The 24,800-nt window shown below is 60.4% G+C and carries 20 protein-coding genes and 1 tRNA gene; 17 read left to right on the forward strand and 4 right to left on the reverse strand.

Annotation, left to right across the window (positions count from 1 at the left end; genetic code table 11):
- Window positions 1-85: 85 nt before the first annotated feature.
- The 10 genes from PUT78_RS03080 (at window position 86) to PUT78_RS03125 (ending at window position 11,996) form a co-directional block, all read left to right on the forward strand.
- Window positions 86-1,048 (forward strand): hypothetical protein, encoded by a 963-nt coding sequence (locus tag PUT78_RS03080; protein ID WP_274350632.1) that lies wholly within the window; start codon window positions 86-88, stop codon window positions 1,046-1,048.
- Between the two features lie 149 nt (window positions 1,049-1,197).
- Window positions 1,198-2,160 carry a UDP-N-acetylmuramate dehydrogenase gene (gene murB / locus PUT78_RS03085; protein ID WP_274350634.1) on the forward strand — a complete coding sequence of 321 codons (963 nt, stop codon included), beginning with the start codon at window positions 1,198-1,200 and terminating at the stop codon, window positions 2,158-2,160.
- Between the two features lie 51 nt (window positions 2,161-2,211).
- Complete coding sequence (locus PUT78_RS03090) at window positions 2,212-3,132, forward strand: D-alanine--D-alanine ligase (RefSeq protein WP_274350635.1); 921 nt, start codon at window positions 2,212-2,214, stop codon at window positions 3,130-3,132.
- Entirely contained in the window at window positions 3,120-4,427 is a 1,308-nt protein-coding gene (locus PUT78_RS03095; RefSeq protein ID WP_274350636.1) for a cell division protein FtsQ/DivIB, read from the forward strand. The genes PUT78_RS03090 and PUT78_RS03095 overlap by 13 nt, the downstream gene beginning before the upstream one ends.
- Window positions 4,427-5,761, forward strand: coding sequence for a cell division protein FtsA (gene ftsA / locus PUT78_RS03100; RefSeq protein WP_274350638.1), 1,335 nt, complete (start codon window positions 4,427-4,429; stop codon window positions 5,759-5,761). The genes PUT78_RS03095 and ftsA overlap by 1 nt, the downstream gene beginning before the upstream one ends.
- Before the next feature lie 184 nt (window positions 5,762-5,945).
- Window positions 5,946-7,718: a cell division protein FtsZ gene (gene ftsZ / locus PUT78_RS03105; RefSeq protein ID WP_274350639.1), complete on the forward strand. Its 1,773-nt coding sequence runs from the start codon at window positions 5,946-5,948 to the stop codon at window positions 7,716-7,718.
- Window positions 7,719-8,051: 333 nt separating this feature from the next.
- Window positions 8,052-8,975: a UDP-3-O-acyl-N-acetylglucosamine deacetylase gene (gene lpxC, locus PUT78_RS03110; protein WP_274350640.1), complete on the forward strand. Its 924-nt coding sequence runs from the start codon at window positions 8,052-8,054 to the stop codon at window positions 8,973-8,975.
- A gap of 85 nt (window positions 8,976-9,060) precedes the next feature.
- On the forward strand, window positions 9,061-9,924 hold the full coding sequence (locus PUT78_RS03115) for an outer membrane protein assembly factor BamD (protein ID WP_420793445.1): 864 nt from the start codon (window positions 9,061-9,063) through the stop codon (window positions 9,922-9,924).
- Between the two features lie 34 nt (window positions 9,925-9,958).
- Window positions 9,959-11,614 carry a DNA repair protein RecN gene (recN, locus tag PUT78_RS03120; RefSeq protein ID WP_274350642.1) on the forward strand — a complete coding sequence of 552 codons (1,656 nt, stop codon included), beginning with the start codon at window positions 9,959-9,961 and terminating at the stop codon, window positions 11,612-11,614.
- 19 nt (window positions 11,615-11,633) lie between these two features.
- Entirely contained in the window at window positions 11,634-11,996 is a 363-nt protein-coding gene (locus PUT78_RS03125; protein WP_274350644.1) for a hypothetical protein, read from the forward strand.
- Window positions 11,997-12,078: 82 nt separating this feature from the next.
- Here the strand turns inward: PUT78_RS03125 and PUT78_RS03130 are convergent, their stop codons facing one another.
- The gene (locus PUT78_RS03130; RefSeq protein ID WP_274350645.1) at window positions 12,079-12,288 is read right to left on the reverse strand and encodes a DUF6324 family protein; all 210 of its coding nucleotides are present in this window, start codon (window positions 12,286-12,288) and stop codon (window positions 12,079-12,081) included.
- A 213-nt stretch (window positions 12,289-12,501) separates the two neighbouring features.
- Here PUT78_RS03130 and PUT78_RS03135 point away from each other — a divergent pair.
- The 3 genes from PUT78_RS03135 to dacB all read left to right on the forward strand — a co-directional run bounded on the left by PUT78_RS03135 (window position 12,502) and on the right by dacB (window position 14,947).
- A tRNA-His gene (locus tag PUT78_RS03135) sits at window positions 12,502-12,578 on the forward strand.
- Between the two features lie 43 nt (window positions 12,579-12,621).
- Window positions 12,622-13,302 carry a nicotinate-nucleotide adenylyltransferase gene (locus tag PUT78_RS03140; protein ID WP_274350647.1) on the forward strand — a complete coding sequence of 227 codons (681 nt, stop codon included), beginning with the start codon at window positions 12,622-12,624 and terminating at the stop codon, window positions 13,300-13,302.
- Window positions 13,303-13,462: 160 nt separating this feature from the next.
- Entirely contained in the window at window positions 13,463-14,947 is a 1,485-nt protein-coding gene (gene dacB / locus PUT78_RS03145; RefSeq protein ID WP_274350648.1) for a D-alanyl-D-alanine carboxypeptidase/D-alanyl-D-alanine endopeptidase, read from the forward strand.
- A 22-nt stretch (window positions 14,948-14,969) separates the two neighbouring features.
- On the opposite strand, the gene accC is transcribed toward dacB, so the two are convergent.
- Window positions 14,970-16,322 carry an acetyl-CoA carboxylase biotin carboxylase subunit gene (accC, locus tag PUT78_RS03150; protein WP_274350649.1) on the reverse strand — a complete coding sequence of 451 codons (1,353 nt, stop codon included), beginning with the start codon at window positions 16,320-16,322 and terminating at the stop codon, window positions 14,970-14,972.
- 10 nt (window positions 16,323-16,332) lie between these two features.
- Window positions 16,333-16,827 (reverse strand): acetyl-CoA carboxylase biotin carboxyl carrier protein, encoded by a 495-nt coding sequence (gene accB / locus PUT78_RS03155; protein WP_274350650.1) that lies wholly within the window; start codon window positions 16,825-16,827, stop codon window positions 16,333-16,335.
- 203 nt (window positions 16,828-17,030) lie between these two features.
- Between accB and PUT78_RS03160 the strand changes: the two genes are divergently transcribed.
- The 4 genes from PUT78_RS03160 (at window position 17,031) to PUT78_RS03175 (ending at window position 21,990) form a co-directional block, all read left to right on the forward strand.
- Window positions 17,031-18,359: a helix-turn-helix transcriptional regulator gene (locus PUT78_RS03160; protein WP_274350651.1), complete on the forward strand. Its 1,329-nt coding sequence runs from the start codon at window positions 17,031-17,033 to the stop codon at window positions 18,357-18,359.
- Between the two features lie 195 nt (window positions 18,360-18,554).
- Complete coding sequence (locus tag PUT78_RS03165; protein ID WP_274350652.1) at window positions 18,555-18,923, forward strand: response regulator transcription factor; 369 nt, start codon at window positions 18,555-18,557, stop codon at window positions 18,921-18,923.
- Complete coding sequence (locus tag PUT78_RS03170) at window positions 18,920-19,252, forward strand: hypothetical protein (RefSeq protein WP_274350653.1); 333 nt, start codon at window positions 18,920-18,922, stop codon at window positions 19,250-19,252. Before PUT78_RS03165 ends, PUT78_RS03170 begins: the two co-directional genes overlap by 4 nt.
- A gap of 2 nt (window positions 19,253-19,254) precedes the next feature.
- Entirely contained in the window at window positions 19,255-21,990 is a 2,736-nt protein-coding gene (locus tag PUT78_RS03175; RefSeq protein WP_274350654.1) for an ATP-binding protein, read from the forward strand.
- Window positions 21,991-22,179: 189 nt separating this feature from the next.
- Here PUT78_RS03175 and pepN read toward each other — a convergent pair whose 3' ends face one another.
- Window positions 22,180-24,747 carry an aminopeptidase N gene (gene pepN / locus PUT78_RS03180; RefSeq protein WP_274350655.1) on the reverse strand — a complete coding sequence of 856 codons (2,568 nt, stop codon included), beginning with the start codon at window positions 24,745-24,747 and terminating at the stop codon, window positions 22,180-22,182.
- Window positions 24,748-24,800: the final 53 nt, after the last annotated feature.

Consider the following 24,800-nt stretch of genomic DNA (forward strand, 5'->3'; position numbering starts at 1 on the left):
TCCAACATCTAACCTTGATCTTTTCTTTTGGAACGAGGCGTATCTCGATACCAAAGTGCTAGAGCATGGTTCTGATCTGTGGGCCGTGAAACTATGGAAGGGCGAAAACCCGCTCTCCCAACTCTGGGCCGAGGCAAGCCTCAAAATCCGCGCCCAAGGCGACGGCTGGCAATTCTGGGTGGAGTGGTACGAAAATGCCCTTTATGGCCGCCAGCAGGACTGGGCGCTTCTTACCAAAATCGCCCTTATCTCCCCCGAAGACTGGGACAAGGGCGCCGATCACGTCAATGCGCTGATCGCGGAAATACGCCTGCAACATGTCGCCGAAACACGCCCCTTGGGTGAAGATGCCATAGAAAAAGGCGCGGATGGGCTTTGGCGCCGCGTGGGTCGGTCCGACATTGACCGCGACATTCTGCAAGACGCGATTGACTCGGTTCGAGACGAAATCCGTCATCTGCGCGGCAAGCTGCAAGGGCCGCAGGGCAACATGTTCACAGCGCTTGTCACTGGTCTGGACCTGCTCGAAGATCGCATCGCGCGCCATCCCGACCGCCCCTTGCGGCTGCACGATGTGTTTCTGCGCGTGCAGGGCCACATCACCCGCAATCTGGCCAGTGGCGAATTGCCCGATGATGATTGCGTGCGAGACCTTTCATCGGTGCTGGGCAATGCTGCGCTTGACATGTGCAATGCCTGTCCCAAGACGCAATCGGTTGTGCAGGCGCGGATGACTGTGCGCTTGACTGACGCAGATCCGCAAACCCGCGCCGATCTGGAACTTATCGCTGAAGGGGCCGCGCATCTGTCGGACGCCACACTTGCAACAGAATTGCGCGCAGACGCACAAGACGCCGCCGATACGTCCATCCCGTTGAATGAAAAGGCCAGCACGCTTTATCGCCTGCAAACACGTTTGGCGAAGATTGTGACCCAGGATGGCAACAATCTGGTCGATGCCCTAGTGCGTGTGGGCGCGTTGACGGCGGGCGTGGAAGCCTATTTCTGGCTGATCACAACGCTCTTGCGTTTTGTCATTGGCATCTGAAGCCATCAGGATCAAGCGACCCCTTCATCTTGCCCTAAATTCTCCCGCCCGAGGCACCCACAGAACGGCAATGGGTGGCTTCAGCCATAAATTCCCTACATCTGGACAAACCCCTCATTCCTGCCTAATTCAACGCCATGACACCTGACATGATCCCCGTGCGCGGCACGTTGACTGCGCAAAAACCGCTGGACTCGCTGACATGGCTGCGCGTGGGCGGGCCTGCCGACTGGTTGTTCCAGCCCGCTGATGAAGATGATCTTTGCGCCTTCTTGCGCCAGCTTGACCCGGCCATCCCGGTATTCCCCATGGGTGTCGGGTCCAACCTGATTGTGCGCGATGGCGGTATCCGGGCGGTGGTCATCCGGCTGGGGCGCGGGTTCAACAGCATAGACGCTGCCGACACCATCACTGCAGGGGCCGCCGCGCTGGATGCGCATGTCGCCCGCAAATCGGCCGATGCAGGGCGTGATCTGACCTTTCTGCGCACCATTCCCGGCAGTATCGGGGGGGCGGTGCGTATGAATGCGGGCTGCTATGGCACCTATGTTGCCGATCACCTGATTGATGTCACAGCCATTGACCGCGCGGGCCAGCGCCATGTTCTGCCCGCTGATGCGCTGAAGCTGGGCTACCGCCAATCCGTGTTGCCCGATGGCATGGTCATCACGCAGGCGCGGTTTCACGCCCCCGCCGGCGAGCCCGACACGCTGCATGCGCGCATGGCTGACCAGCTTGCCCGACGCGACGCGACCCAACCCACCAAGGACCGCAGCGCAGGGTCCACATTCCGCAACCCCGCTGGTTTCAGTTCCACCGGGCGGACCGATGACACCCATGATCTGAAGGCGTGGAAGGTTATCGAGGACGCCGGATTGCGCGGCGCGCGCCTTGGCGGGGCGCAGATGTCGCCCAAACATCCCAACTTCCTGATCAATACCGGCGGGGCCAATGCTGCCGAATTGGAAGGCCTTGGCGAAGAAGTGAGAAAAAGGGTTTTGCAAGCACGCGGTATTTCGCTACACTGGGAAATCATGCGGGTCGGTGACAGCCTGCCCGACATGGACCTGCCGCAGCTTGAACTGGCTTCTGGCGCGGCGCAAACAGAATAAACACCCCGAAAACGGGGCAACAAGGGCCATAAAGGCCCAGAGGCAGTGGGAATGGGCATGTCGAGCAGGGCAGCCCCCCGGATATGTGTACTGAAGGGCGGACTCTCGGCTGAGCGCGAGGTGTCGCTTTCGACAGGACATGAATGCGCGCAGGCGCTGCGGGTGGCGGGATATGAAGTGGTCGAACTGGATGCGCGCGGCGATGTGGCGCAGCGTCTGGTCGATATTGCACCCGATGTTGTTTTCAATGCGCTGCATGGCCGCTTCGGTGAAGATGGCTGCGTGCAGGGCGTTCTTGAATGGCTGCGTATTCCGTATACGCATTCCGGTGTGCTGGCGTCGGCGCTGGCAATGGACAAGGACCGCGCGAAGGCGGCGTTTGCGTCTGCGGGCCTGCCGGTTCTGCCCAGCCTGATTGCCCCGAAAGCAGATGTGATGGCGCGGCACCTGATGGAACCGCCCTATGTGGTCAAACCCAATAATGAAGGGTCCAGCGTCGGCGTCTATCTGGTGAATGAAGGCGCCAATACCCCACCGCAGCTTGGCGCGGAAATGCCCGCGCATGTCATGGTCGAAGCCTTTGCGCCGGGGCGCGAGTTGACGACGACCGTGATGGGGGACCGGGCGCTGACGGTCACTGATATCGTGACGGATGGCTGGTATGACTACGACGCGAAATACCGCCCCGGCGGGTCGCGTCATGTACTGCCCGCTGATATTCCCGCCGAAATTCATGCGGCCTGTCTGGATTATGCGCTGCGCGCCCATCAGGTGCTGGGCTGTCGCGGGCTGAGCCGCACTGATTTCCGCTGGGATGAGGCGCGCGGGCTGGACGGGCTGATCCTGCTGGAACTGAACACCCAGCCGGGCATGACGCCGACATCGCTGTCGCCCGAACAGGCCGCGCATTGCGGTATCAGCTTTCCGGAACTGTGTCACTGGATGGTCGGGGATGCATCATGCGGCCGCTAGACCAGTTTGATCAAAGCCATGATGACTGCCTGGTCGACAACCATGATGACGGGCATGACAGCGACGCCCCGGTTTCGGCCCTGACACCTGAACTGAGCTTCTGGGACCATCTGGGCGCGACACGCGCAGATGAATATGCGCAGGATGACATTCTGACCGGCATTCCGCTGCCGGATGTGCCGGTGCCGGAACCGACACTGTTGTCGCGCGTGGACATGGCCCCGCCGCAATCCATGCCGCAGCATGGCTTTACCCGCCTTGACGAGACGTTGCGCGCGCAGGAAGCTACTGCTGACCCTGCCCGCCCCGCCCCGCCGCAAATTCCGCTGCGTGCCGATATGCGCGGTCCGGGCGGCCCTGCCGGATTGCCCCCAGCGCAGCCGACCGCAAGGCGCGAACCCCATGCGCCGCCCCGTGGCCCCGCCGCGAAAAACCGTCGCAAAGCAGCGCGCCAGCCAAGCCGCTTTTCCTACCGTATTCAGCGGTTATGGCTGACGCCGCTTTATCGCCGCGCAATCAAGATCGGCCTGCCGGTTGCCGCCAGCGTGGTGGCCATCGTGGCAACGCTGGCCAGCGAAGACCGGCGCATGGCCATCGTTGCGCAGGGTGATGCGGTCTATTCCGCCTTTGTGGACCGGCCTGATTTCATGGTCACCGAACTGCGCTTGCCCGATCTGGCCCCGGAACTGGAAGATGCCATCCGCACGGCCATCAGCCCCGAATTGCCGAAATCATCCTGGCGGCTGGATCTGGAAGATCTGCGCGCCCGGATAGAGGTTCTGGATGCCATTCGCGTGGCTGACCTGCGGCTGTTGCCCGATGGGGTGCTTGCCGTCGCGGTGACTGAACGTGTGCCTGCCATTCTCTGGCGGTCTTCTGACGGGCTGGAGGTTCTGGACATCGAAGGCAAGCGCATCGGTTTTGCACCTGATCGCCATATTCTGCCGGACCTTCCTGTCATCGCGGGTGAAGGCGGGGGCGCGCATGTGATCGAAGCGCTGGACCTGTTTGAAGCGGCATCGCCACTTGGCGCGCGCGTGCGGGGCCTTGTGCGCGTTGGTGAACGTCGCTGGGATGTGGTGCTGGACCGCGAACAGCGGATCAAATTACCCGAAACCGGCGCAATTGCTGCGCTGGAACACGTTATCGCGCTGGAACAGGCGCAGGATTTGCTGTCGCGCGACCTGATCGCGGCCGACATGCGTAATCCTGGCCGACCAATATTACAAATAAGTGAGGGTGCGATGGAGACAATCCGCGCCATCCGCTCTCAGAACACGGAGGCATTGCAGTAATGATTGATCCCTACTCATCGCAACGGGCTATGCGCCAGATGCGCCGTGCGGCCATGCAGCGCGGGGTTATCGCGGTGCTGGATATCGGCACCTACAAGGTTGCTGCACTGGTTCTGAAGATTGACCCGACAAGTCCCGAACCCAAGGCTGCCACGATTGGCAATCTGGGCGGGCAGGCGGGGTTCCGTGTTATCGGTGCGGGCACGACCCGCTCGCGCGGGGTGCGTCTGGGCGAAATTTCTGCGATGACCGAAACCGAAACCGCGCTGCGTACAGCCCTGCAGGCCGCGCAGAAAATGGCGCAGACCCGCGTTGACCATGTGATTGTCTGTGTGTCCGGCGGGGCGATCCGGTCTTATGGACTTGCCGGAGAGGTCGATGTGGAAGGCAGCACTGTCGCCGAAAACGATATTTCGCGCGTGATGGCCGCATGTGATGTGCCCGATTTCGGGATCGGGCGGGATGTGCTGCATGCGCAACCCATCAATTTCGCGTTGGACCATCGCACCGGCCTGTCGGACCCACGCGGGCAGATCGGCCAGCAACTGGCCTGTGACATGCATATGGTGACGGTGGACAATTCGCTTGTGCAAAATATCTGCAACTGTTTGAAGCGCTGCGATGTGGAACTCGCCGGGATTGCGGCCAGTGGCTATGCAAGCGGCATGGCCGCGCTGGTTGAGGATGAAAAGGAACTGGGCGCGGCCTGTATCGATCTGGGTGCGGGTACATCGGGGGTGTCCATCTTCATCAAGAAACACATGATATTTGCCGACACTGTCCGGTTGGGCGGCGCGCATGTGACGCTTGATATCGCCAAGGGGCTGCAGGTGGACATGACCACTGCGGAACGGATCAAGACCGTACATGGCGGGGTGCAGGCCACATCCATGGATGACCGCGAAATGATAGAGATCGGCGGCAATTCGGGGGATTGGGAAAAAGACCGCCGCACTGTTAGCCGCGCCGAACTGATCGGCATCATGCGCCCCCGGATAGAGGAAATTCTGGAAGATGTGCGCGCGCGGCTTGATGCGGCGGGGTTTGGATATCTGCCCAGCCAACAGGTCGTTCTGACAGGCGGCGGCGCACAGGTTCCGGGCATCGACGGGCTGGCCGCGCGTATCTTCGGGCAACAGGTGCGCCTTGGCCGTCCGGTGCGTGTGCGGGGGCTGCCACAGGCGGCGTCCGGCCCGGCGTTTTCGGGGTCTGTCGGGCTAAGCCTGCTGGCCACAAGCCCGCAGGATGAATGGTGGGATTTCGAATTGCCGACCCAAAGCTACCCAGCGCGGTCGTTGCGGCGTGCGGTAAAATGGTTCAGGGACAACTGGTAACCGCTATATGTGTCGCATTAGTGGAAATCCGCCTATTGCAGGTGAAAAAGTTGCCATATTTGGTGCGGAAAAGTGACTTTTTTGATGACCTTGGGGGCGAAGCACTGTAGGATTCAACCAAAACCAGCACCCTGACGCGGGAAATTGGCGGGCAGGGTTCGGCAAAAAACGAGGCGGAGTGATCATGGCATTGAATTTCGTAGAAACTGATACGCATCAGGAACTGGCCCCCAGAATAACCGTGTTCGGTGTGGGCGGCGCAGGTGGCAATGCGGTCAATAACATGATCGACAAGCAGTTGGAGGGGGTCGATTTCGTCGTCGCCAACACCGACGCGCAAGCCCTGCAGCAGAGCAAGGCACCGGGCCGCATCCAGATGGGTGTGAAGATCACCGAAGGGCTGGGCGCAGGCGCGCGGCCTTCGGTCGGTTGTGCTGCGGCTGAAGAAACCATCGAAGAAATCATCGATCATCTGGCCGGGTCGCATATGTGCTTCATCACTGCGGGCATGGGTGGCGGCACCGGCACCGGCGCGGCACCGATCATTGCACAGGCAGCGCGCGAACTGGGTGTCCTGACTGTAGGCGTCGTGACCAAGCCGTTTCAGTTCGAAGGTGCCAAGCGCATGCGTCAGGCCGAAGAAGGCGTTGATGCGCTGCAAAAGGTCGTCGATACGCTGATTATCATTCCCAACCAGAACCTGTTCCGGCTGGCGAATGAGAAAACCACCTTCACCGAAGCCTTCGCCATGGCGGATGACGTGCTGTATCAGGGCGTCAAGGGCGTGACGGATCTGATGGTGCGCCCCGGCCTGATCAACCTTGATTTCGCCGATGTCCGCGCCGTGATGGATGAAATGGGCAAGGCGATGATGGGAACCGGCGAAGCGACCGGCGAAGACCGCGCCGTTCAGGCCGCCGAAAAGGCGATTGCCAACCCGCTTCTGGACGAAATCAGCCTGCATGGCGCACGCGGTGTCCTGATCAACATCACCGGTGGCTATGACCTGACCCTGTTCGAGTTGGACGAAGCTGCGAACCGCATTCGCGAAAAGGTCGACCCCGAGGCGAATATCATCGTCGGTTCCACGCTGGACCCAGCCATGGAAGGCGCGTTGCGCGTGTCGGTTGTGGCAACTGGTATTGACGCTGTTCAGAACACTCAGGCCGAAGACCTGCCCCGCCGCAGCCTTTCGACGCCCGTGCCTGCGCCCGAACGTGCCGAGCGTCCGGCCCCTGCCGCACCGCAGCCGGTTGAACAACCTGCACCGGCTGTCGCGCAGACTGCCCCGGCGCAGCAGCCGCAACATCAGCAGCATTATCAGCCGCAGCAGCAGGCCCCCCAGCGCCAGGAACAGCCTGTTGCCTATGCGGAAGAACAGCAGCCAAATCTGTTCTCGCGGGAAATGCCGCAGCGTCCGGAACGCCATGAACCTGCGCCGCGGTATGAACAACAGCATCCCGGATCATTCCAGCAGCGGGAGATGCCTGCACAGCAGCCACGCCCGACGGCGCATGACCGGTATGACGCCCCGGCCTATGATGATATGCCGGATGACGGTTTTGATATCGATGCCGTGATCGACAATGGCGGGCGTGGGCAGCAACCGCACCCTTCTGCGCAATTTACGGCACCGCGCCGTCAAGCACCCGGCGCCCCGTCGCCTGAGACACTGGCGCGTTTGCAGCGTGCTGTTCAGAAGGCACCGGAACATGGCGCCCCCACACGTGCGCACCCCGCAGCGCCTGCACCGTCTGCTGAAGCAGAGCGTGGCGCATCGCGCTTTGGTATCGGATCGCTGATCAGCCGGATGGCTGGTCACGGGCATGACAGCGCCCCGGCCAGTGCGCAGCGCCGTGTAGCGCCGCCGATGCATCAATATGACGAAGAGCACGCGCCTGCGGCATCTGATGACAGAATTGAAATTCCTGCCTTCCTGCGGCGTCAGGCCAACTAACCCGGGAAAGCGCAGTTTCAGGAACTTGAAAAAGACCGGCGATGCCGGTCTTTTTTTATGCTGTAAAAACAAACTGATAAGCGCTGCGAGTCAGTGGGGTGACTGCCTGCTTTCGTGGGTCGGCAATTGCCGAAAACGTGGGGGCGGGCCGTGACGACATTTCGATTGCAAACCGGGAATCCGCGACACACGGAATGTGCGGTAACCCGCCGAATGCAGGCGGGGATTGTTACAGAAGGTCACAATCTGTGAATTGCACCTTTGGACCCGGACGCGTTAGGTAAGCGCAAGCATCGCACAAGATGCAGGAAAAAGCGGATAGGCCGGCGGAAAATGAAGCAGCAAACCATAGCGCAACCCATTAGCATTGCAGGAACAGGGCTTCATAGCGGGGCACCTGTGCGTCTGCGTCTGTGCCCTGCGGCTGCCGATCATGGGATAAGCTTCGTGCGCCTGGACTATATGCAAGGTGATCAGGTGATCGCAGTCCATCCTGGAAACTGGATGGAAGCAAACCTTTGCACTGTGTTGCGCAACAGCGACGGTGCCAGTGTCAGCACAATCGAACATTTGCTGGCCGCGTTGCATGGTTGCGGTATCCATAATCTGCGCATTGAAATTGACGGTCCGGAAGTGCCGATCCTTGATGGCAGCGCCGCACCTTTCGTGACGCGCATTCTGGCAGCAGGCCTGAAATCCTGCGATGCGCCGGTTCGTGTGCTGCGTGTGCTGCGCCCTGTCAGTGTGGAACGTGATGGCGCGCGGGCCAGCCTGTCGCCCGCGCCGGTTCTGGAACTGGCGTTTGAGATCGACTTCGCTGACAAGGCCATCGGCCACCAAAGCCGGGCACTGGAAATGTGCAACGGAACCTTTCTGCGCGAACTGAGCGATTGCCGTACATTCTGCATGCGCGCCGATGTCGAAATGATGCAGGCCAACGGACTGGCCCTTGGTGGCACGTTGGACAATGCTGTGGTGTTTGATCAGGGCAATGTCCTGACGCCGGGTGGCTTGCGCCGTGCGGATGAACCGGTGCGCCACAAGATGCTGGACGCAATGGGCGATCTGTATGTTGCGGGATATCCGGTTATTGGTCGCTATGAGGGAATCAAGGCAGGGCATGCCCTGACCGGCCAGTTGCTGCAGGCGCTGTTTGCCGATCCGCAGAATTACGAAATCACCCCTTGTGATGCGCAGAACATAGCGCGTTTGCCGGGCGCAAATCTAAGCAAGAAGGATATGCCGCTATCTGCATGACGCTTTGTGGCGATGCAGGTGGGACAGTGGCAAAAAGGCGTTTTGCGCCCCGGTTTTTTATGTGCTAGGACAAAGGCACTCTTTGATGGGATGGGGTAGTGCCAAGATGATTTCGCGCGCAGGCTTTCGGGGTTTCGCAATAGGGATTGCTGTTCTGGCGGCGCTGGGGGCTTGTAACCGCAACACCGGCCCGGACGAATCATTGTCCGGATTCACCGCCGAAGAGATTTTCCAGCGCGGTGAGTATGAACTGGAAACATCCCGGCGGGTGACCGGATCGCTGCGCTATTTCAAGGAAATAGAACGGCTTTATCCATACACCGAATGGGCACGTCGTTCCCTGATCATGCAGGCCTATGGTCACCACCGCGCGCGTGAATATGAAGAAAGCCGTGGCGCGGCGCAGCGCTTCCTTGACACCTATCCGAATGATGAAGAAGCGCCCTATGCTGCTTATCTGCTGGCGCTGTCATTCTATGATCAGGTTGATGAAGTTGGCCGTGACCAGGGCATCACCTTTCAGGCGTTGCAGCATTTGCGCCGCGTAATCGAGGATTACCCCGATACGGACTATGCCCGTTCCGCAGTTCTGAAGTTTGAACTGGCCTTTGACCATCTGGCGGCCAAGGAAATGGAAATCGGGCGCTACTATCTGAAGCGTGGCAATTACAATGCGGCCATCAACCGGTTCCGTGTCGTGGTCGAGGATTTCCAGACATCGACCCACACGCCGGAAGCACTGCATCGTCTGGTGGAATCCTATCTGTCGCTTGGCCTGCGCGGCGAAGCACAGACTGCGGCGGCGATTCTGGGGTATAACTTCGAAGCGAACCCCTTCTATCAGGACAGTTTCAACCTGCTGACAAGGCAGGGGCTGCAACCTGCGGATAGTGGCGAAGGCTGGCTAAGCCGCATTTACCGTCAGGCTGTGCGCGGGGAATGGATCTGATACCGCCCATGTCAGTTCAGGACTAGGGGCGCGTATGCTGCTGTCGCTTGATATTCGGGACATGTTGATCATTGACCGGCTGGAACTTGCGTTTCAGCCGGGTCTGAATGTGCTGACCGGGGAAACCGGTGCGGGAAAATCCATCCTGCTGGACAGTTTGGGTTTTGTTCTTGGCTGGCGCGGGCGTGCCGATCTGGTGCGTCAGGGGGCGGATCAGGGCGAAGTGGTGGCCGAATTCGCGCTTGCGCCCGACCACCCGGCGCAGGCGGTTCTGGCTGAGGCGGGTTTTGCGCAGTCCGATACGCTGTTGCTGCGGCGGATAAATACGCGCGACGGGCGCAAAACTGCATGGGTGAATGATCGCCGCGCGTCGGGAGAGGTGTTGCGCGCGCTGTCGGAAACGCTGGTCGAACTGCATGGCCAGCAGGATGATCGCGGGCTGTTGAACCCGCGCGGCCATCGCGATTTGCTGGATGCCTATGCCGGTGTTGCAGATCAGATTGTGGCCACGCGCAGCGCATGGACGGCATTGCGCAAGGCTCGCAAGGCGCGTGAAAGCGAAGCTGCGCGTCTGGCCGAAGTCAAGGCCGAAGAAGATTTCCTGCGCCATGCGGTTGCGGAACTGGACGCGCTGGGGCCTGAACCGGGCGAAGAAGCCACGCTCGATTCCCGTCGCCGCCTGATGCAGGCCGCGCAAAAGCTGAAGGGCGATGTGGCGCGCGCTTTCGTGGCGCTGTCAGATGATGGTGCGGAACGCCTGCTGATGGATGCGACGCGCTGGCTTGAAGGGGCTGCAGACGCGGTTGAAGGGCGGCTTGATGCCCCGCTGGAAGCGCTTGGCCGCGCGATGGATGCCCTGGGCGATGCCCAGAACGGCGTTGAAGCCTGTCTTGACGCGCTGGATATTAACCCGATGGAGCTGGAAGCCGTTGAAGAGCGATTATTCGCCTTGCGCGGTCTGGCGCGCAAGCATTCCGTTCTGGCGGACGATCTGGGGGATTTTGCCGCCACACTGCGCCAGCGACTGGAGGTTTTGGACAATGGTGCGCGGCATATGGCGGATCTGGCCGCCGTCGAAGCAGACGCGCGGGCCAGCTATGATGCCGCTGCGCGTGACCTGAGTGCCGCGCGCGCGGGTGCCGCATTGCGCCTAGATGCGGATATGGCGCGCGAACTCGCCCCGCTGAAATTGGACCGTGCGGTGTTCACCACCGTCCTGAGCGCGGACGCCCCCGGCCCTGACGGCGTTGACGCCGTGACATTTGAAGTGGCAACCAACCCCGGCGCCCCGGCAGGCCCATTGTCGCGGATTGCATCGGGCGGTGAATTATCGCGCTTCCTGCTGGCGCTGAAGGTCTGTCTGGCACGCGGGGCGTCTGGTGTGACCATGATCTTTGATGAAATCGACCGGGGCGTGGGCGGGGCCACCGCCGATGCTGTCGGGCGCAGGTTACGCGCACTGGCGGATGGGGCGCAGGTTCTGGTGGTCACGCATTCCCCACAGGTTGCGGCCCTTGGTGCCCATCACTGGCGGGTCGAAAAGCGCATTCACAATGACATCACGTTATCGCGCGTTGTGCCGCTTTCCGCCGATGACCGGGTGCAGGAGATTGCAAGAATGCTGTCGGGTGATACCATTACCGAAGCAGCCCGCGCCGCAGCAGAAGATCTGTTGCAGGCGGGAACCTGACAGAATTTGGAGCAGTACAATGACACAAGCAAGGTTTCAGCGGATATTCCGGCCTACAGCGGCACTTGCCCTGGCTTTGGGTCTGGCCGGATGCATGGCCGCACCGATGGCAACCGGCCCAAGGGTTATTCCGGCCCCGTCATCTGCGCCGCAATCAGATGTCCAGCCCTCGGGAGCCACTGGCGCGGAACAAGCCTGTATCGCAGCGGGTCGGGACCGTGGCCTTGATGTTCAGGGCGTGGCAGGGTCGCGCAGTGTGACGGGCCCGGATGGGCAGGACGCGCGCGACGTCATGCTGCGCGTCAGCCGCAGCGGATCACAGATCGAAGTGCGCTGCAATTACCAGACGGCGACGGGCATGGCGCGGATCATGCTGATCTGACCTGTATAGCCCGGCCGACAGGACAGGCCGAAGCAAGCCTGCCCTGTCGGTGTTTCCTGCACCGGCGTGATATTACGCGGCGTTACTTTTTCTTCGACTTTGCGGATTCCGCCATCTTGCGTGCGCCTGCGGCTGCGGTGCGCAATTCCTGGGCTATTTCTTCGGCCTCGTCCGGGTCGAAATCCAGCGGCAGGTCAATGCCGTCCCCGGCGACATAGATGCGGACCATGCCTAATGTAGTCGGCCCGATCTGAAGATTAGCGGAAATTTCGCTTTCCGAATTGATTCCCATGTTACATACCCCTTGGTTTTGCCCCGGTCCCGAAGGTGGGGGCTAGGTTACAGTTACAGAACTGCCCCGGTTCTGCGTTGTGCGTCAATTCATATAAATCCGCTTTGGTGGTCACAGGAAGCGGCCCAGATGATGCGATACGCTCAGTGTATGGGTTTTTCAAGCACATGCCCTATTGCATTCACGCGCCAGCAACGCTAAATCGCCCGCAGTGCCGCCTTAGCTCAGTTGGTTAGAGCGCTGGATTGTGGATCCAGAGGTCCCCCGTTCAAGCCGGGGAGGCGGTACCACCATTCCCACAGTCCGCAGCATATTCGGCCGCAAGCTACCGCGATGCTTGTATTCGCGGCGTGCGGGGCGTATGTCGCAAAGCTGTTGTTTCTGAACGATAAGGTTCACACCTTGCCCATTGTCGCCCGCCATGTTTTGCCACATGCACCCACAGGGACCGCAGTTGGTCTGTTTGGTGGGTCATTCGATCCGGCGCATGACGGGCACGCGCATGTGACACGACACGCCTTGCGGGCCTTCGCGCTGGACCGGCTGTGGTGGCTGGTATCGCCCGGCAACCCGCTGAAGGCCAATGGCCCCGCACCAATGGCGCAACGGGTGGCGCGCGCCGAAGCGCTGATGTCGCATCCACGTGTGGATGTCACCACCGCAGAGGCGCAACTGGGAACCCGCTATACCGCTGACACGCTGCGTCGCCTGATGCAGCTTTATCCGGGCCGCCGGTTCGTCTGGATCATGGGTGCGGATAATCTGGCAGGGTTTCACCATTGGGAAAACTGGCGCTGGATTATGGAAACAGTGCCTGTCGCGGTGATAGCCCGTCCCGGCCAGCAACGCCGGGCCTTGTCATCGGTTGCGGCGCGGGCGTATGCGGATCGTCGTGTTTTACCGATACGCGCGCAACAGCTTGCCAGCATGCAGGCACCGGCATGGTGCTATATCACGATTCCCATGCGCGATATTTCTTCGACACAGTTGCGCGCTGCGGGAGGATGGGGGTAGCTGATCGTTTTGGTGTCGGAAACACTTTGTTTTGTGGCTCAAGGTGCAGGGAAGTTCTTTATTCTGCGCGCAAGTATTGATTAATATATCAAAATGCTTGCCATCATATGTGTTGGCGCAGAAAGCGCGTCGCGTAGAATCGGTTACAGGGAAAAGCGTGATGGATAAGGGCCCAGGGGGGGATCGGCGCAGTGTCTTGCGTCTGCTGGTCGGAGGGGGTGCGTTGTGCGCGGTTCCGGCATGTGCCGAAGCGCCGGAGCGGTCCCTGCGCCCGCAACAACGCCCCGCACAACCTGCGGACAGAATTGTGTCGCGTGCTGGGCTTGGCGGGGATCTGTCCTATGCGGTTATGGACATGGCCAGTGGCAACCTGCTGGAGGGGCGGGGCGGAAATACGCCCCTGCCCCCGGCGAGCGTGGCCAAAACCTTGACCGGGCTGTATGCGCTGGAAATACTGGGCGGGGCTTATCAGTTCCGCACGCGCCTGATGACGACCGGCACCGTTGCGGATGGCGTGTTGCGCGGCGATCTGGTGTTGGCGGGTGGGGGTGACCCGCTGCTGGACACCGATAATCTGGCCCGTATGGCCGCTGATTTGCGCAGTGCGGGTGTCCAGCGGATTGACGGGCGCTTCCATGTCTGGGGGGGGGCTTTGCCATTTGTCGAACAGATCGCGAATGATCAGGCGGTGCAGGCGGGGTATAATGCCACTGTTTCGGGACTGAACCTGAACTTCAACCGGGTGCATTTCGGCTGGACACGCGCGGGCAGTGATTACACGGTCACCATGGACGGGCGATCTGACAGGCACCGGCCAGCGGTGCAGATGGCCCGTATGCAGGTCGCGAACCGCGCCAGCCCGCTTTATACCTATACCCGCGGGCAGTCGCAGGATGTGTGGACCGTTGCGCGCGGGGCATTGGGCAACAACGGGTCGCGCTGGTTGCCCGTGCGCCATCCCGAACTTTACGCAGGCGAGGTGTTTCGCGCCCTTGGTGCCGCGCAGGGCGTGACACTGCCCGCACCGCAGGTAACCCAGTCGCCGCCGGGCGGGCAGGTTCTGGCCGAACACCGGTCCAAGGTGCTGACCGAAGTGTTGCGCGACGCTTTGCGTTTTTCGACGAACATCACCGCGGAAGCGATTGGTCTGATGGCCAGCAGCGTGCAGGCGGGGACGTCGCCGCGCAGTCTGGCGGCCTCGGCGGGGCAGATGTCGGACTGGGCGCGGGCGCGCTATGGCATGTCCAGTGCCCGTCTGGTGGACCATTCCGGCCTTGGGGCCGCATCGCGCGTGTCGATGATTGATCTGTGCAACATGTTCCGGCGGGCCGGACAGGAAGGGGTGCTGCGCGGGTTGCTGCGTGAACACCCGTTGCGTGACGGGAACGGCAATATCCTGTCAAACCCCGGCATCGATGTGCGCGCCAAGACAGGGACGCTTTATTTCGTATCAGCGCTTGGCGGTTATGTTGCGGCACCGGGCGGGCGGGATCTGGCATTCGCTATGTGTTCGGCGGACCTGACACGGCGGTCCAGCGTGGCGGGCGGGCAGACGGACCGCCCTGATGGAACGGCCGCCTGGGCACGCAACGCGCGAAACATGCAGCAGGATTTGCTGTTCCGCTGGGCGCAGGCCCATTCCTGACGGAATGGCCTGCGTCTGCGGGTTATTTCGGGTCCAGCGTGCTTGCCAGAAATTTTTCCAGCCAATGGATGTTATACGCGCCCGTCAGCACGTCTTCCTGTTCCAGCAATGCGCGGAACAGCGGCACTGAACTGTCAACACCATCGATGATAAGTTCGCCCAAAGCACGGTTCAGCCGCGCCAGTGCTTCTGGCCGGTCACGGCCATGCACGATCAGTTTTGCAATCAGGCTGTCGTAATAGGGCGGGATTGAATAGCCCGAATAGAGCGCCGAATCCATCCGCACACCCAGCCCGCCGGGCGCATGATAGGTGTTCACCCGACCGGGACAGGGCGTGAAATTCGGCAGCTTTTCAGCATTGATGCGCACTTCGATCGCATGACCCAGAACCTTCAGGTCATCCTGCGAAAAGGACAAATCAGCCCCCGCAGCAACGCGAATCTGTTCGCGCACCAGGTCGACACCGAAAATTGCCTCGGTCACCGGGTGTTCGACCTGCAGGCGGGTATTCATTTCGATGAAATAGAATTCATCATTTTCATACAGGAATTCAATTGTCCCTGCGCCGCGATATCCGATGCGGGCCACCGCTTCGGCGCAGGTCTGGCCGATACGGGCGCGGGTTTCGGCGTCAATGGCGGGGCTGGGGGCTTCTTCCAGAACCTTCTGGTGGCGGCGTTGCAGTGAACAGTCACGTTCGCCCAGATGCACGGCATTTCCCTTGCCATCGCCGAAAACCTGCACTTCGATATGGCGTGGGGTGCTCAGGTATTTTTCGATATAGACTTCGTCATTACCGAAAGCGGCCTTTGCTTCGGACCGGGCGGTGCGGAAAGCACTTTCCAGCTCTGATGCGTTGAGGGCCTGTTTCATGCCACGCCCGCCGCCGCCTGCCGTTGCCTTGATGATGACGGGATATCCGATTTCGGCTGCGACGGTCTTTGCAGTTTCAAAATCCTTCACACCGCCATCGGACCCCGGAACACAGGGCACACCAAGTGCCTTCATGGTTTCCTTGGCGGTGATCTTGTCGCCCATCATGCGGATATGTTCGGCAGAGGGGCCGATGAAGGTGATGTCGTGATCTTCGACCACCTGCACGAAAGCTGCGTTTTCCGACAGAAACCCATAGCCGGGGTGAATTGCTTCTGCGCCGGAAATTTCACAGGCGGAAATGATGGCGGGCACAGACAGATAGCTTTGGCCGGATGGGGGTGGGCCGATGCAGATGGCTTCATCTGCCATGCGCACATGCATTGCATCGGAATCCGCGGTGGAATGCACTGCAACGGATGCGATACCCATTTCACGACAGGCCCGGATGACGCGCAGCGCGATTTCACCGCGATTTGCAATGAGGATCTTCTGAAACATCACATGTGCCTTATTCAATGATCATCAGCGGCGCGCCGAATTCGACCGGGCTGCCATCTGCGACCACGATGCGCTTGACGATACCTGCGCGCGGGGCGGGAATATGGTTCATGGTTTTCATCGCCTCGATGATCAGCAGCGTGTCGCCTTCGTTGACCTGATCACCGATATTGACGAAATTCGCGCTTCCGGGTTCGGGGGCCAGATAGGCGGTGCCGACCATCGGGCTGGTAACCGCGCCGGGTTGCTGGGCAGGGTCGGCGTTTGCGGGCGCTTCGGCTGCGGCGGGCGCTTGCGGCATGGCGGCAGGTGCGGCCATCTGCTGGTATTGCGGAGCAGGGGCGGCAACGAATTGCTGCGCCGTCATCTTGGAAACGCGCACATTCAGGCTGTCATTTTCGCCATATTCGCGCTTGACGCTGAGTTCGGACAATTCATTGTCGTTCAGAAGTTCCGCAAGGGCTTTGATAAAGGCGACATCGGCGTCATTGCGGGTCTGATTCATCTGGTCCTCGATATGCTGACATAGCTTACAAGGGCACTGCTGCGCCCCCTTATTCGGCCTGACTTATACGGGAGTGTTGCCCAAGTGTGAAGCGGGGTTTTCCCGATTGGTCGTGATAAGGGCGCAAGGCACGGGCGGATATTGCGCATTTTATGTTCACATCACTGTAAAGTTTTGTAAACTGCGCCAGCGGGGAGTGTAAATTGTCGAAATCCAGTCTGACCGGAACTCGTATTCGTGCAAGGCGCAACCTGCGCGGGTTGCGCCAGTCCGATCTGGCGCAAATGGTGGGCGTATCACCGTCCTATATGAACCTTATCGAACACAACCGCCGCAAGGTCAGCGCACCCTTGTTGCAGGCGGTGGCGCAGGCACTTGGCGTGTCCGAGGACGCGCTGGTGCAGGATGGCGATATCCGCTTTGTCGAAGGGGCGCGCGCGGCGGCTTTGCGTACCGATGCAAATCTGGCTGATCTGGAGCGTGTGGATGAATTTGCAGGGCGGTTTCCGGGCTGGGCGAAAGTGCTGGCCGATACACAGGCGCGCGTGGAACGTCTGGAACGCGTGGTCGAGCATTTAAGCGACCGCATGACCCATGACCCATATCTGGGGGCCGCGCTGCATGAAATCATTTCTGCGGTAACATCTGTGCAGTCAACAGCCGCAATCCTTAACGACAGCGACGATATTGCGCCGGAATGGCAAGCCCGTTTTCACGAAAACATCCTGAATGATTCCAAACGTCTGGCTGAAGGGGCTGTGGCGCTGGTCAATTACCTTGATACGGCGGATGACACTGAAAGCGGTCTTGCTGCGCCCCAGGAAGAAGTTGAAGCATGGCTTGCGCGCATGGGGTTTCATTACCCCGCGCTTGAAACCATGCCGCTTGCGGATTTGTCGCGTCTGGTGGAAGGGCAGGTTGAACTGTCATCAGATGCATCCCGTGTACTGGCGTTGCAATGGCTGGTGCGGTTGCAGGAAGATACGCGCGCGCTGCCGCTTGACCCGTTCGTTGATGCCATGATGGAACTTGGCGCTGCCCCTGATCAGTTGGCGCAGCATTTCGGGGTGCCCTTGCCGCAGGTGCTGCGGCGTCTGGCGATGCTGCCTGCTGATGATGATCGCCTGACGGCCCATGCCATGCCCGGTCTGGTGGTCTGCGACGGGTCCGGTACGTTGGTTCTGCGCCGCGCCGTTGACGGATTTCCGATGCCGCGCTTCGGGGGCGGGTGTCCGCTGTGGCCGCTTTATCAGGCGCTGCACTGCCCCGGACGGCCCCTGCGCGTTACGCTGCTTACCGATGGCCGGATGGGGCGGCGTTTCACGGCCTATGCGATCTGCGCGCCGGAGATGGCACCGGGTTTCGACATACCGCCTGTCATGCAGTCCACGATGCTGGTTGTCCCCGACAGCGGCCCGACGAACCTGCCTGCGGGGCAGCAGCCATTGGTGGTCGGTGGCAGTTGCCGGACCTGCGCCCAACAGGACTGTCCGGCACGGCGCGAGCCGTCCATTCTGGTGACATTCGCATAGCTGGCGCAATATGGGACTTTGACAGACTGCGCGGAATGCTGGATAAAACTCTCAGTCGGCACCGCAGAGGAGGGCATGCCGGACAGGATCGGCGCAACGGTAAATGCGGCGCGGCCCGGCACGCGACGGGGGATCAGGCGGCAGGATTGCGCAGCACCGCTGCAAAACCGCCGCCGATGATGGAGGGATACCGAATTGGATAAGCGCGTTCTGGTTATAGAAGACGAACCCAATATTTCGGAAGCGATACGCTTTATCCTGACGCGAGATGGCTGGCATGTGGATGTCACAGCCGACGGCGTCGCGGCGGTTGGCGCCTTACAGACCAATCCCCCTGACGTGCTGATACTGGACCTTATGCTGCCGGGGTTCAGCGGGTTTGACATTCTGAAGACATTGCGCGCGAACCCGGCCACACAGGCGATGCCCGTTCTGATGCTGACCGCAAAAGGGCAGGCCGCTGACCGCGAAGAAGCAGAGCGGCTGGGGGTTACCCGGTTCATGACCAAGCCCTTTGCCAATGCAGAAGTGGTGGCAGCCGTTCAGGAAATGACAGGGACATGAAACTGCCATCCCGCAATACGCAATTTCTGGCCCGCGACAGTTACCGCATGCGCCGGTTGATGGATGCCGCGCGCATTTTGCCGGTTCTGGGACTGATCTTGCTGGTACTGCCGTTGATGCGGCTGGATTCCGGGGCAGAAAGCCCGCCCACCGCAGCAGAAGCGGTGTATCTGTTTCTGGTGTGGATCGGGTTGATATTGGCGGCGTTTGTCATGTCCCTCTGGTTGCGGCGTAGTCTGGGCCCGCCGCGTCCGCTGGTTACGCCGGTTTCCGGGCGTCAGGGCATGGCAGCGCCCAGTATGCCCCCTGTCGCGCCCAAGGACGACTAAGGATGTCGTTCAATCTGCTTGTCCTGACCTGCATCGCTTATGTGATATTGCTGTTCTTCGTGGCATCCGCGGCCGAACGCAGTGCGCAGCAGGGGCGGGCGAAATGGCTGCGTTCGCCACTGGTCTATACATTGTCGCTGTCGGTCTATTGCACGGCCTGGACCTTTTACGGCGCGGTTGGGTATGCCGCGCGTTCCGGTCTGGAATTCATGACCATCTATCTGGGGCCGACGCTGGTTTTCGTGGGCTGGTGGGTGTTGCTGCGCAAACTTGTCCGCATTGGACGGGAACATCGTGTCACGTCCATTGCGGACCTGATTTCGGCGCGCTATGGCAAATCGAACCTGCTGGGCGTGATAGTCACACTGCTATGCGTGGCGGCGGGAACGCCTTATATTGCGCTTCAGCTGCAGTCCATTGCGCTTTCATTCACGGTTTTCGTTTCAGATCCCGGACGGGTGCCGCTGGCTGCGGACAAGAACATTATTGCCTTCTGGGTGGCGGCGGGTCTGACCTTTTTTACCATCGCATTCGGCACCCGCAATCTGGACGCGAATGAACAGCATCACGGTGTGGTCACGGCCATCGCAGTAGAAGCGGTCGTCAAGCTGATCGCGCTGATTGCGGTGGGCATTTTCGTCGTGTGGTTTGTGGCAAGCGGGCCAAGCGACATTCTGGCCCGGATCGACGCGCAGGCCCTGCCGGAATGGACCATTCAGCCGGGGCGCTGGACCGGCCTTATTCTGTTGTCGGCCATTGCGATCATTTGTCTGCCGCGCATGTTTCAGGTGACTGTTGTCGAAAATATCGATGACAAGCATCTTGCCACGGCCAGCTGGGCTTTTCCGCTGTATCTGTTCCTGATTTCGCTGTTTGTCCTACCCATTGCCGTTATCGGTATGGAACTGATGCCGGAAGGCGCCAATCCAGACATGTTCGTTCTGACACTGCCCTTGCATCTGGGGCAGGACGGGTTGGCGCTGCTGTCTTTTCTCGGGGGGTTTTCGGCGGCAACATCCATGGTGATTGTGGCGTCGCTGGCATTGGCGACAATGGTGTCCAATCATATTGTGGTGCCGCTCTGGCTGAAACTGCGCGCGGCGCGGAACCTTGACAGCGGCAATATGCGCCTGCTGGTTCTGAGTGTGCGGCGCTTGTCGATCAGTCTGATCCTGGCGCTGGGCTATATCTATTACATCATTTCCGGCGGGTCAGAGGCCCTGGCAGCCATTGGTCTTGTGGCCTTTGTGGGCGTAGCGCAGGCATTGCCCGCGCTGATGGGTGCATTGTTCTGGCGCGGGGCCAGTCGCAATGGCGCGGCGCTTGGACTAAGTATCGGCGCGTGTCTGTGGTTCTATTCGCTGTTTCTGCCCAGTTTCGGCCCCGATGTCATGATATCGGCGCAGGTTCTGGAACACGGGCTTTGGGGGCAGTCATGGTTGCGGCCCTACAGTCTGTTTGGCCTGACGACGCTGGACCCGTTATTGCATGCGCTGTTCTGGTCGCTGTTGCTGAACACGCTTGCGTTCTGTCTTGGTTCGCTACTCAGCTTTCCCAGCCCGATCGAACGGGTGCAAGGCGCGCTGTTCGTGAATATCTTTGACCGGCCCGGCCCCACGCGAAGCTGGACAAACCCTGTCGCCCAGGCCGAAGATCTGTTGCCCATGGCGCAGCGCATTCTTGGTGCCAGCGAAGGGCAGGCATTTTTCCGCGCGCAGGCCGAATTGCAGGGAAAATCCGGTTTTCTGCCTGATATCACACCGGAATTCCTGCAGGGGCTGGAACTGAAAATGTCCGGCTCGGTCGGGGCCGCTACGGCGCATGCGATGATTTCGCAGACTGTCGGCACCGCCGTTGTCTCAGTCGAGGATCTGATGGCGGTGGCGTCGGAAACCGCGCAGATCATTGAATATTCCAGCCAGCTTGAAGCCAAGTCCGAAGAACTGACCCGCACCGCCCGCAAGCTGCGTGATGCCAATGAAAAACTGCGCACCCTGTCGGACCAGAAGGATGCCTTCCTCAGTCAGATCAGTCATGAATTGCGCACGCCCATGACATCGATCCGGGCATTTTCCGAAATCATGATGGATGCGGGTGACATGAGCGTGCAGGAGCAGGCACATTTCGCCCGTATCATTCATGACGAATCCATCCGCCTGACACGGTTGCTTGATGATCTGCTGGACCTGAGTGTGCTGGAACACGGGCAGGTGTCGCTGGATATCCGCGCGGTCAACCTGCGCGACCTGATCGACAAGGCCATTTCTGCGTCGAAATCCGTGCAGGCCCAGCGTAATTTCCGCATTCTGCGTAGCCGTGACCCGGAAGACGTGGAAATTGTGACGGATTCCGGCCGCCTGACGCAGGTTTTCATCAATATCCTGTCGAATGCGCGCAAGTATTGTGACGCGACGGATCCGCAGATGAAGATCATCGTGCGCCAGCGCAAAACCATGCTGGAAGTGGATTTCATTGATAACGGTTCGGGTATTCCGCGCGACAAGCAGGCGCTGATATTCGAAAAATTCTCGCGACTGACAGATTCGCTTCAGGCGGGCGGAGCGGGGCTTGGACTGGCCATCTGCCGCGAAATCATGAACAATCTTGGCGGTGATATCGACTATGTGCCGGGGCAGGGTGGGGCCGCATTCCGGGTCAGCCTGCCACTGGTTCTGGAACGCAAACCGATGGCGGCACAGCCGCCTGCGGCCCTGGCCCGTGCAGAAGATGCGGATTAGGGCATACGCAGATCAGGTCGGACCATTGCGCGTCGGTGCTGGTTCCGACCAGTTGCGTGTGTTGGGCCACCTGCGGCCTTGATTTCGTGCCTTTGGGCGCCCCCTTCAGGCTGAAATCGACCAGCCTGCCGGTCCATCCGACATGACAATGCTATCCGCAGGCGGCGCATCATGTGTTGTCTACAAAATTCAATCCCCAAGCATCCGCGCGACCATTTCTGCCATGTCGCGGCTTAGTCCGGGATTGCCCGCAATCCGCTGCAATTCGGCCCGGATCAGGGATTGGCGGTTCGTATCAAGGCGTCGCCATGTTTCAAATACCGCCGAGTTGCGCGCCGCAGCCTGTGGGTTGACCCCGTCCAGCCGCAGCAGCCAGTCAGCGACCAGTTGGTAACCTGTCCCATTGCTGCGGTGAAAGCCAGCCGGATTGGCCCCCAGTGCCCCGATGACCGCGCGGAACCTGTTGGGGTTTTTCCAGTCGAACCGGGCATGGCGGGACAGTTCGTCTGTCAGCGGGACCGCATGATCCGGGCTAGCATGCAGGATTTGCGCCATGAACCACTTGTCTAGAACCAGACGATCCTGCGCCCAGTGACGGTAGAATTCCGCCCCTTCCTGTTCGCCCGCGCCAATGGCCAGCAGCGCTGCCCATGCCCCCATCTGTTCGGTCATGTTGTAGGCGCTTTGAAACAGCGCGGCTGCTGCGGTGCCGCCATCGGCATGAGCCAGAATCGTCACTGCCTGCACCCGAAGCGCCCGGCGTCCGGCATCGCGGGCGGCGGGATCATACGGGCCGGGGGTTTCCATCTGCTGCGCAATTCGCGCCAGATCCGGTTCAAGCGCCCGTGCGATGGCTGTTTGCGCGGCGCGGCGCATGTCATATATCATATCCGGATCGGGGGTGTGGCCTGCCTCATGCAGGGACGCGGCCAGATCATCCTGTTCAGGCAGGCGTAATACCAGTGCGCGAAATGCGGGATCAAGCGTGTCATCGCGCAGCAAGACACGCAGCGCATCGATGAAGTTCTGGTCCGGTGCTGTGGTTTGTTGCAGGACCATCGCGTGCAGGTTTTCGCGCGCAAGGCTGCGCCCCGCTTCGAACCTGTTGAACGGGTCGGTGTCATGGGCCAGCAGCAGCGCGCGTTCATCTGACTGCAGCTTGTGGTGCAGTATTACCGGTGCCGAAAACCCCCGCAGAACAGACGCGACAGGCCGTTCCGGCAAGTCGTCGAATGTCACCCGCAGGGTCGGGCTGTCCAGTTCCAGAACCTGTGTCGGCAGAATTTCACGGCCATCAGTGCCCATCAGCCCCAGCGCCACCGGAATAAGCAACGGCTCCTTCAGGGGTTGGCCGGGGGTTGGTGCCGTATGCTGGCGCAGGGTCAGCGTATAACGCCCGTCCTGCCAGTCTTCGGTGACGTCAATGCGCGGGGTGCCTGCCTGCCCATACCAGCGCTTAAACTGCGACAGATCGCGCCCGCCCGCTTCCTCGAAAACCGAAATCCAGTCTTCGATCGTGCAGGCCTGCCCGTCATGGCGTATGAAATACAGATCCAGGGCTGCGCGATAACGGTCTTCGCCCACCAGAAGGCGCAACATCCGGATCAGTTCCGCGCCCTTTTCATAGACAGTGGCCGTGTAGAAATTGTTGATCTCCACATAGCTTTCAGGCCGGACCGGGTGGGCAAGCGGGCCTGCATCCTCTCGGAACTGGCGCGCGCGCAGTGTCAGCACATCCTCGATCCGCTTGACGGCGTGGCTGCGCATGTCGCCCATGAATTGCTGGTCGCGGAAAACGGTCAGCCCCTCTTTCAGGGAAAGCTGGAACCAGTCGCGGCAGGTGATGCGGTTACCGGTCCAGTTGTGGAAATATTCATGTGCGATGATGCGTTCGATACTGGCGAAATCCGCGTCAGTCGCCGTTTCGGGGGTCGCCAGAACATATCTGGAATTGAAAATGTTCAGGCCCTTGTTTTCCATCGCGCCCATATTGAAATCATCAACAGCGACAATGTTGAAAATGTCCAGATCATAGGCGCGGCCATAGACCTGTTCATCCCATGCCATCGACCGTTTCAACGCATCCATGGCATAGGCAGTTTTGCCTTCATCACCGTGCCGTACCCAGATATTCAGCGTGACGTTGCGCCCGTCCATTGTTGTAAAACTGTCAGTTGTCGCAACCAGATCGCCGCCCACCAATGCAAACAGATAGGCGGGTTTGGGGTGCGGGTCGTCCCATTCGGCCCAACCGGGACCAGAGTCCACAGGATTGCCATTTGACAGCAACACCGGCAGGTCGCTTTCAATACGAACACGGAAACGCGCCATCACATCGGGGCGGTCGGGATAATAGGTGATCTTGCGGAAGCCTTCTGCCTCGCATTGGGTGCAATACATGCCGCCTGACATATACAGGCCTTCCAGCGCGGTGTTGCCTTCGGGCGCAATCTCTACCTCGGCCTGCCACAGAAACCCGTCCTCCGGCAGGTCAGCGGCAGGTATGGTCAGGCCAGTCGCGTCCGGTTGTGCCATCAACGACTTGCCATCAATGCTGGCGGAAAGCAGGCGCAGCCCTTCACCATCCAGCCGCAGGTCATGGCCCGGTGTCGCCGCCGGGTTCGGACGAAAGCGGATTTCGGACAGAACCTGCGTCCTGCCTGGGTGCAGTCGGAACGTCAGCGCGACCGTATCTACCAGAAAGGGGGGCGGCTGATAATCGGCCAGAAAAACAGGCTGGGGTGTCGTTTCGCGCATGCGTTTTCTCCGGCAAGGTGACGGACCGGGTGTAGCCCAGTCGGCAGCTGACA

The organism is Roseinatronobacter alkalisoli (genome assembly GCF_028745735.1).
In the GTDB taxonomy this organism is placed as follows: Bacteria; Pseudomonadota; Alphaproteobacteria; order Rhodobacterales; family Rhodobacteraceae; genus Roseinatronobacter; species Roseinatronobacter alkalisoli.

Coding starts and splice junctions, on each gene's coding strand:
- murB (WP_274350634.1), top strand. CDS start 1,198: ATGATCCCCGTGCGCGGCACGTTGACTGCGCAAAAACCGCTGGACTCG.
- PUT78_RS03170 (WP_274350653.1), top strand. CDS start 18,920: ATGAAACTGCCATCCCGCAATACGCAATTTCTGGCCCGCGACAGTTAC.
- PUT78_RS03095 (WP_274350636.1), top strand. CDS start 3,120: ATGCGGCCGCTAGACCAGTTTGATCAAAGCCATGATGACTGCCTGGTC.
- PUT78_RS03125 (WP_274350644.1), top strand. CDS start 11,634: ATGACACAAGCAAGGTTTCAGCGGATATTCCGGCCTACAGCGGCACTT.
- ftsA (WP_274350638.1), top strand. CDS start 4,427: ATGATTGATCCCTACTCATCGCAACGGGCTATGCGCCAGATGCGCCGT.
- pepN (WP_274350655.1), bottom strand. CDS start 24,747: ATGCGCGAAACGACACCCCAGCCTGTTTTTCTGGCCGATTATCAGCCG.
- PUT78_RS03115 (WP_420793445.1), top strand. CDS start 9,061: ATGGGATGGGGTAGTGCCAAGATGATTTCGCGCGCAGGCTTTCGGGGT.
- lpxC (WP_274350640.1), top strand. CDS start 8,052: ATGAAGCAGCAAACCATAGCGCAACCCATTAGCATTGCAGGAACAGGG.
- PUT78_RS03090 (WP_274350635.1), top strand. CDS start 2,212: ATGGGCATGTCGAGCAGGGCAGCCCCCCGGATATGTGTACTGAAGGGC.
- recN (WP_274350642.1), top strand. CDS start 9,959: ATGCTGCTGTCGCTTGATATTCGGGACATGTTGATCATTGACCGGCTG.
- accC (WP_274350649.1), bottom strand. CDS start 16,322: ATGTTTCAGAAGATCCTCATTGCAAATCGCGGTGAAATCGCGCTGCGC.
- PUT78_RS03130 (WP_274350645.1), bottom strand. CDS start 12,288: ATGGGAATCAATTCGGAAAGCGAAATTTCCGCTAATCTTCAGATCGGG.
- dacB (WP_274350648.1), top strand. CDS start 13,463: ATGGATAAGGGCCCAGGGGGGGATCGGCGCAGTGTCTTGCGTCTGCTG.
- accB (WP_274350650.1), bottom strand. CDS start 16,827: ATGAATCAGACCCGCAATGACGCCGATGTCGCCTTTATCAAAGCCCTT.
- ftsZ (WP_274350639.1), top strand. CDS start 5,946: ATGGCATTGAATTTCGTAGAAACTGATACGCATCAGGAACTGGCCCCC.
- PUT78_RS03175 (WP_274350654.1), top strand. CDS start 19,255: ATGTCGTTCAATCTGCTTGTCCTGACCTGCATCGCTTATGTGATATTG.
- PUT78_RS03140 (WP_274350647.1), top strand. CDS start 12,622: ATGCTTGTATTCGCGGCGTGCGGGGCGTATGTCGCAAAGCTGTTGTTT.